Genomic DNA, 5,833 nt, shown 5'->3' with positions numbered 1-5,833 from the left:
ATACTGCCTTAAGATGAAATTTGCCCTGTTGTACAGAACGGCTGATGATCTGCAGATATCCCTGCAATAGTCATAGAGTATGTGGTTTTTGCTTATCCGGTATTGCCTTGTTCTGTACACGGTTGAAAATTCCTTATTAGTAATCTATAGTTAGTATTATAGCACACTTTTCAGAAACAAGCAAACATTTGTTCTCTTTAGCAGCAAACTCATTTCCATTGAGACAGATGTCGATCACATGCATCTGCCGATCTCCATGCCACCTGATGTGGCACCTGTAAAACACATCAACTCGTTAAAATCACAGCTTTCCAAAGAAGTGAGAAATACATATAGGCCTCATGTAGAAAAGTATCTGTGGGGAGATTCGCCCTTCTGGAGTGCAAGTTACTTTTGTGCAACTACCGGAAGAGTTTCTCTTGATACTGTTAAGAAATACATTGAAGATCAGCGAACAGAAGAACACAAACGTAAATACATTAAGACGGGGAAATACAAAAAGAAAAGCTAGTGCGATTCATCCCACAACCGATTTCATCGGAAGGGGTTTTCTCGCACGATGTTTATAATACTGATATATATAATCTGCCAGTAATTGGTCGTGATTCCCTCTGATCCATGTAACACGTGCATCCAAACCACAAATACGGAAGTATACACCCACCGGATCTGGCTCTGCCGCACCGCGGTCAAAAAGATCTCCCAGCAATATGATATTGTCCTTATAAGAAGGTGAAATCTGCTTCAGAGTCCCGTCCAGTTTAATTAGGGAATTGTGGATATCCCCGATAACATAAGTCGCCATTATTCCAAATACTCCTTAATCTCTGCGAGGCGATCTTCGATACTCATATTTCTCCTGCGTTCTCTCTGTTCCTGCACCCGTTTGATCCGCTTCTGATGGCAATCATCGCAAAGCGTCTGTATGCGGTAAATACCGTATTCACCGTCATTTCTGATTTTTCCCTCTTCACATCCGCACACTTCACATGTATTTTTACTTTTCTCCTCAGCCGAGCGGACTATTTCTCTTATTTTCTGGCGAAACTTTCTCTTTCCTTCATCCTCATCTTCATCTTTTGGAAAAAAGCGGATGCTTGTTCCATCTGCAAGATTATCAAAGGCTCTGTAAGTGTTTTTAAGTGTACACTTCCAGGATGTGAGTCCCCGAAGCTACTCTCAACATATATCTGAGGTTTTGAAAGATCCTCCATCTTCCATCCCCGTTCCAATCCTCAATGGATCTAGCTCTGGTGCAAGTTTTCTCATTTTCTGGCTTTGAAGTTCCATCTTTTCCCTTTCCTGCCTTATCTATTACCCAAGGTAATTATGAAATCTCTTTTCAGTTTCATCTTTGATATCATCTATGCACTGTGTCCCCATGTGCTCAACAACTACTGATGACACAGCACATGCATACCTGCAACAATCCTGCAGACTATAGCCTTCTGAAAGACCATGGATAAATCCGGCAACAAAGCTGTCTCCGGCGCCGGTAGTATCAACCACTTTCACATCAGGATAAGCCGGAATGTGTCCTTCCTCAGAAGCACTTTTGTAAATACATCCCTCTTTCCCACATTTGATTATTATGGTATTGGCACCATGTTCCAGGAAGCATTCTGCGCTTTTTATCGGGTCACTTTCGCCGGTTAGGATCGATGCTTCCTTCTCATTAGGAATTATATAATCGATATATTTAAGGATTGGTTCAAGGTCTTTTATCGTCTCGCCATTCTTGGCTGTTGTCATGTCAGCCACGAGGACACGGCCAGGAGTTTCTTTAATTTGTCTAAAGACCTCTTCCATGTCACTTACAGTAAGTCTTGGAGATACAAAGATGCTGGCAAAACTTACAATATCTCCGGCATCATCCAAATAAGAAAGTATATGTTCCTTGGATAGTTTCCTGAGTGTACTCTCAGGATTTGTGATGAAGTATCTCTCACCATCGCCGTCCACAAGAACAATATTTATTGCTGTCGGAATGTCCGGACTTACAGTTATATTCCGGGTATCAACCTTGTTTTGGTCCAGACACTTTTTCACAATCACGCCGGCTTCATCATCTCCTAGAAGAGATATTATCTCTGTAACATTCCCAAGGCCGGACAATGTAACTGCCTCATTAAGAGCATCCCCGCCACAGGACATTCCTATGTCCCGGGCAGGCACTGATCCCTTTGAAAAAATCTCTTTATCCACCGCTCCCGCGTATATATCTACTATGGCTGCACCAATTACTGTGACCTTACAACTCATACATGAACTCCTGTTACAAAAGTGGTAGTACCTTCTCTTCTATAAACTCTACCCTGTCAAAAATCCGGGGCTTGAACGTACCTGTTATACCCACTGATACGTTTCTCTCTTTATTGACATAGATAATGTTTCCGCTATCACCGATTGCTGCGTATACATCTCTGTCGTCATATGGTTTGTACCAGAGATATCCGTAGCTCATATATCCCATTTTCTCACCAAGCTTTAGATGTGGCGTCAGCATATCTTTCAGGTACTCCTCGGAGATGATCCGTTTGCCGTTAAAAGAGCCGTTCTCAAGGACCATCTCTCCGATCACCGCCATGTCTTTTGCTGACATACAAAGGCCCCAGCCTGCTGTAACGCACCCCATAGGATCCGTGTACCACTCATATTTCCTGGGGTTCTTGTTCATGAAGAAATCAAACTGATCTTCCTTGGAACTGTCTCCGTGAGGTATTCTCTCCGGAAGTCCTAATGGAGAAAAGAGCTCTCTGTTGGCAAAATCTATACACTTCTCTCCTGTAGCTCTTTCAATTATTCCTGCCAGAATCTGAATACCAAGGGTCGCATATCGAAACTCTCCTGTAATTCCGGCGCGACCTCCCAGATTATCAAGGATTGCAAGTGTAAAATCCTGCGAAGTGCACACCTTTTTCCAGGGCTCTGACTTTCCCTTATACGGGGCTGTCATCGTCAGCAGATGCCTTATTGTGACATCATAGATAGTCTTCTCGCCACGCTTTACCTTATAGTCAGGGAAATAATACATCACCTTCTGATCTACGTCTTTGATAAAGCCTTTATCAAGTGCAATTCCTGCAAGCAGCGACATAATGCCTTTGGTGACCGAGTTGACATTCACGGCATCTTCGGTCTTAAAACCGTGCCAGCAATCGTCATAGGCCACCTTGCCATCTTTTATCGCATATATCTGGCAGATATTGCTCTCATTGCCATTGCTGCCTGCGACATACTCATAGAACTGATCTTTATTCATCAAAAAGCCTCCTCTTAGGTAAGATTCGGACGTCCTAAGAAAAGGCTAATATGATTAAAAATTGTTTTCAAGAAAAATCTTAAAATCATTTGATTACAGGTTCAATTCTCTTTGAGATTACTACGGCTAATGCAAGTTTGAGAAGATCGGGAATGATGAACGGGAATACACACCATCCGAGTACTGTAAGAAGTCCTACTTCTCCGCTGCTCTTCATATAGACATGCATAAACCATGCTGTTCCGAATGCGTAGCATACTGCAAGTCCAAGAACCAGTGCTATTACCTTCATGACGATGTTCTTTTTAAAAAACTTAGTAAAAAGAATGTATATAAGACCTGTAAGTAAGAATCCAATAATATATCCGCCTGTATTTCCGAGAAGAACTCCGATTCCTCCTGAAAAACCTGCAAATACAGGAACTCCGACTGCTCCAAGGAGTACGTATACAAGTGTTGCAAGTGTTCCTCTCTCACCGCCCAATGCCAAAAGGACAAAGAATACCGCGAAAGTCTGAAGTGTAAACGGAACTGCTGTAGGAATACTTATCCAGGAGCATATAGCTATAAGCGCTGCTCCGATTGCGATATATACCAGATCCAAAACCTTTGAATTATCTCTTGTCTTAACTGCGTTTGCACTACTCATGATGTCTGTTCCTCCAACAAATATTTTAATTAAATACCTAAATGAAGGTAACATAAGCAAAAAATATTGTCAACCTTTTGTAGTTGTAAGGTTGACAATCAAAAATTCTACTAATCACATCAGTTCATCCAGTGCTTGTCCTATATCTCCATCAATGCAGATCGATCTGTCACGAATATCAGATGGGCACTGTGCTTCTCCATAGTTTATGCAGGCATATACAGCATTTGGATTTTCAAAAGTAAATCTCCAAAACGGATACTTGATTATCCCCGGTGTATTACCACCAACTCCAAGTTCAAGATAAAGAACATGCTTATCTTCATGCTCTTCCAAAAACTTCGAGTAGGCCAGCGATGCTCTGCGCCATCCTTCATCTTCCACAAACGAATCATCTGCTCTGAGATTTGTGGTCATATCAGAACCATCATCCGGACACTTAGGGATCAGTTCTGAAGGTATTTCCATGCTCACACCGCCTTCCGGGATTTCAAAGAGGCCTTCACTATTTACAATAAATCCCTGAGCCTCCATTGCTTTCATAACCCATTCTTCATTGTCATAGGTCTTTTGCATATCCGGATTTACACTCTGGAACAAGCCATAATCTCCCTGAGTATAGAAAAGACGTCTCTTATCAAATCCTGCCTTTTGGAAGCAGTGATCGACATTTGTTGTCAGAACAAAATAATCCTTATCCTTAACCAGTTCAAAAAGCTTATTGTAAACCGGCTTAGGAGCATCAAGATATCTGTTGATATAGATATACCTTGCCCAATAAGCCCATGAAATCTCGGGTTTTAATCTGAGCACATAAAAGCCTCCGGTATACATATCCTTAAAGCCGTATTTAGAAGCATAGTCAGAAAACCACTTATCAAAGCGCTCTCCACTGTACACAAATCCGGCAGAAGTCGATAGTCCTGCACCTGCGCCTATAACTATTGCATCAGCATTCTGTATTTCCTTTTTCAACAAACCAATCTGCTCACGGTTTATTTTATTCATATGTACCTCTATCTTTTATTACTCAGTTACAACCAGCACTCTGCCTTCACGCCTTTGTCTTGAATGAGGATATTCACCATCAATATATCCCAAAAGCACAAAACACTTACATTCCATATTTTCGGGCACCTTCCACTTTCTAAGATACTCGTTCCCTTCCTTTGTAGAAAAAGTTTCTTCACCTCTTGCAACGATACAGGAAGCAATTCCAAGATTACATGCTTCAAGCACCATATTCTCTGCGCAGCAAAAGGCATCAGGTATGTTGTAAAGAAATCCTTTTTGAGCAAAAATAGCAACTACCGTAGGTGCCCCATAGAATCCGCTATTTATACTCGGATCATCAATTATGGAGGGCTGCTCAGAAGAGACATATCCCCCTGCCAGGTTATTTCTATTCATGCATCCTACATTTAACCTGCCAACTCTTTCAACCAGATCTTTGTCATTCATGACAACCAGCATACTGCGCTGTCCGCCACCTGCATTGGGAGCATAAAGACCTGCTTCAATAATCTTATTTATCTCCTCATCACCTGGCTTTTGATCTGTATACTTCCTGATTGAACGTCTCTCTTTTATTATATCCAATAAATCCTTACTCATGCTCTCATTTCTCCTTCAACATCTGCCCAGCACTGAGGATCCTCAGCATAAAAGTCGCCATAAGTACCCTTAGCTACCGCAGGACATCCCCTGCACCATGCCAGGAGCTTACATTTGCTGCATTTACTAAAACGCGTATAGTCACGATATTCCTCGACCTGCTTAACCCAAAGGTCTTTGAGTCTGTCTTCAAATACATTACCCACTTTACTCTCTGCGACTCTCCTGCAGGCATATACATCACCTGTAGGAAGTATTGTAATATGGCAGTTTCCACAGTTACAGCCGCCATAGATCATGCCTTTCTT

Annotated in this window: 9 protein-coding genes and 1 pseudogene; 1 reads left to right on the top strand and 9 read right to left on the bottom strand. The window is 41.9% G+C overall.

The window, feature by feature from the left end; genetic code table 11:
* Nucleotides 1–211: 211 nt before the first annotated feature.
* Nucleotides 212–511, top strand: coding sequence for an IS200/IS605 family transposase (tnpA, locus tag J6O61_RS18595; protein ID WP_292215804.1), 300 nt, complete (start codon nt 212–214; stop codon nt 509–511).
* Nucleotides 512–517: 6 nt separating this feature from the next.
* Here tnpA and J6O61_RS18590 read toward each other — a convergent pair whose 3' ends face one another.
* The 9 genes and pseudogenes from J6O61_RS18590 to J6O61_RS18550 all read right to left on the bottom strand — a co-directional run.
* Nucleotides 518–805 carry a metallophosphoesterase gene (locus J6O61_RS18590; protein WP_292215803.1) on the bottom strand — a complete coding sequence of 96 codons (288 nt, stop codon included), beginning with the start codon at nt 803–805 and terminating at the stop codon, nt 518–520.
* Between the two features lie 43 nt (nt 806–848).
* The gene (locus J6O61_RS18585; protein WP_292215802.1) at nt 849–974 is read right to left on the bottom strand and encodes a hypothetical protein; all 126 of its coding nucleotides are present in this window, start codon (nt 972–974) and stop codon (nt 849–851) included.
* Between the two features lie 156 nt (nt 975–1,130).
* Nucleotides 1,131–1,290, bottom strand: a pseudogene (locus J6O61_RS19790) (dihydroxy-acid dehydratase); the annotation flags it as partial.
* A gap of 24 nt (nt 1,291–1,314) precedes the next feature.
* The gene (locus J6O61_RS18575) at nt 1,315–2,262 is read right to left on the bottom strand and encodes a carbohydrate kinase family protein (RefSeq protein ID WP_292215801.1); all 948 of its coding nucleotides are present in this window, start codon (nt 2,260–2,262) and stop codon (nt 1,315–1,317) included.
* Nucleotides 2,263–2,275: 13 nt separating this feature from the next.
* Nucleotides 2,276–3,262: a serine hydrolase domain-containing protein gene (locus tag J6O61_RS18570; RefSeq protein ID WP_292215800.1), complete on the bottom strand. Its 987-nt coding sequence runs from the start codon at nt 3,260–3,262 to the stop codon at nt 2,276–2,278.
* An 85-nt stretch (nt 3,263–3,347) separates the two neighbouring features.
* On the bottom strand, nt 3,348–3,911 hold the full coding sequence (locus J6O61_RS18565) for a biotin transporter BioY (protein ID WP_292215799.1): 564 nt from the start codon (nt 3,909–3,911) through the stop codon (nt 3,348–3,350).
* 114 nt (nt 3,912–4,025) lie between these two features.
* Nucleotides 4,026–4,919, bottom strand: coding sequence for an SIR2 family NAD-dependent protein deacylase (locus J6O61_RS18560; RefSeq protein WP_292215798.1), 894 nt, complete (start codon nt 4,917–4,919; stop codon nt 4,026–4,028).
* 18 nt (nt 4,920–4,937) lie between these two features.
* On the bottom strand, nt 4,938–5,525 hold the full coding sequence (locus J6O61_RS18555; protein WP_292215797.1) for a nitroreductase family protein: 588 nt from the start codon (nt 5,523–5,525) through the stop codon (nt 4,938–4,940).
* On the bottom strand, nt 5,522–5,833 hold a 312-nt coding region (locus J6O61_RS18550; RefSeq protein WP_292215796.1), incomplete at its 5' end, for an SPASM domain-containing protein. The genes J6O61_RS18555 and J6O61_RS18550, both read right to left, overlap by 4 nt.

It is taken from the genome of Butyrivibrio sp. (assembly GCF_017635265.1).
In the GTDB taxonomy this organism is placed as follows: Bacteria; Bacillota; Clostridia; order Lachnospirales; family Lachnospiraceae; genus Butyrivibrio.
This window is presented reverse-complemented; position numbering and strand designations above follow the sequence as displayed.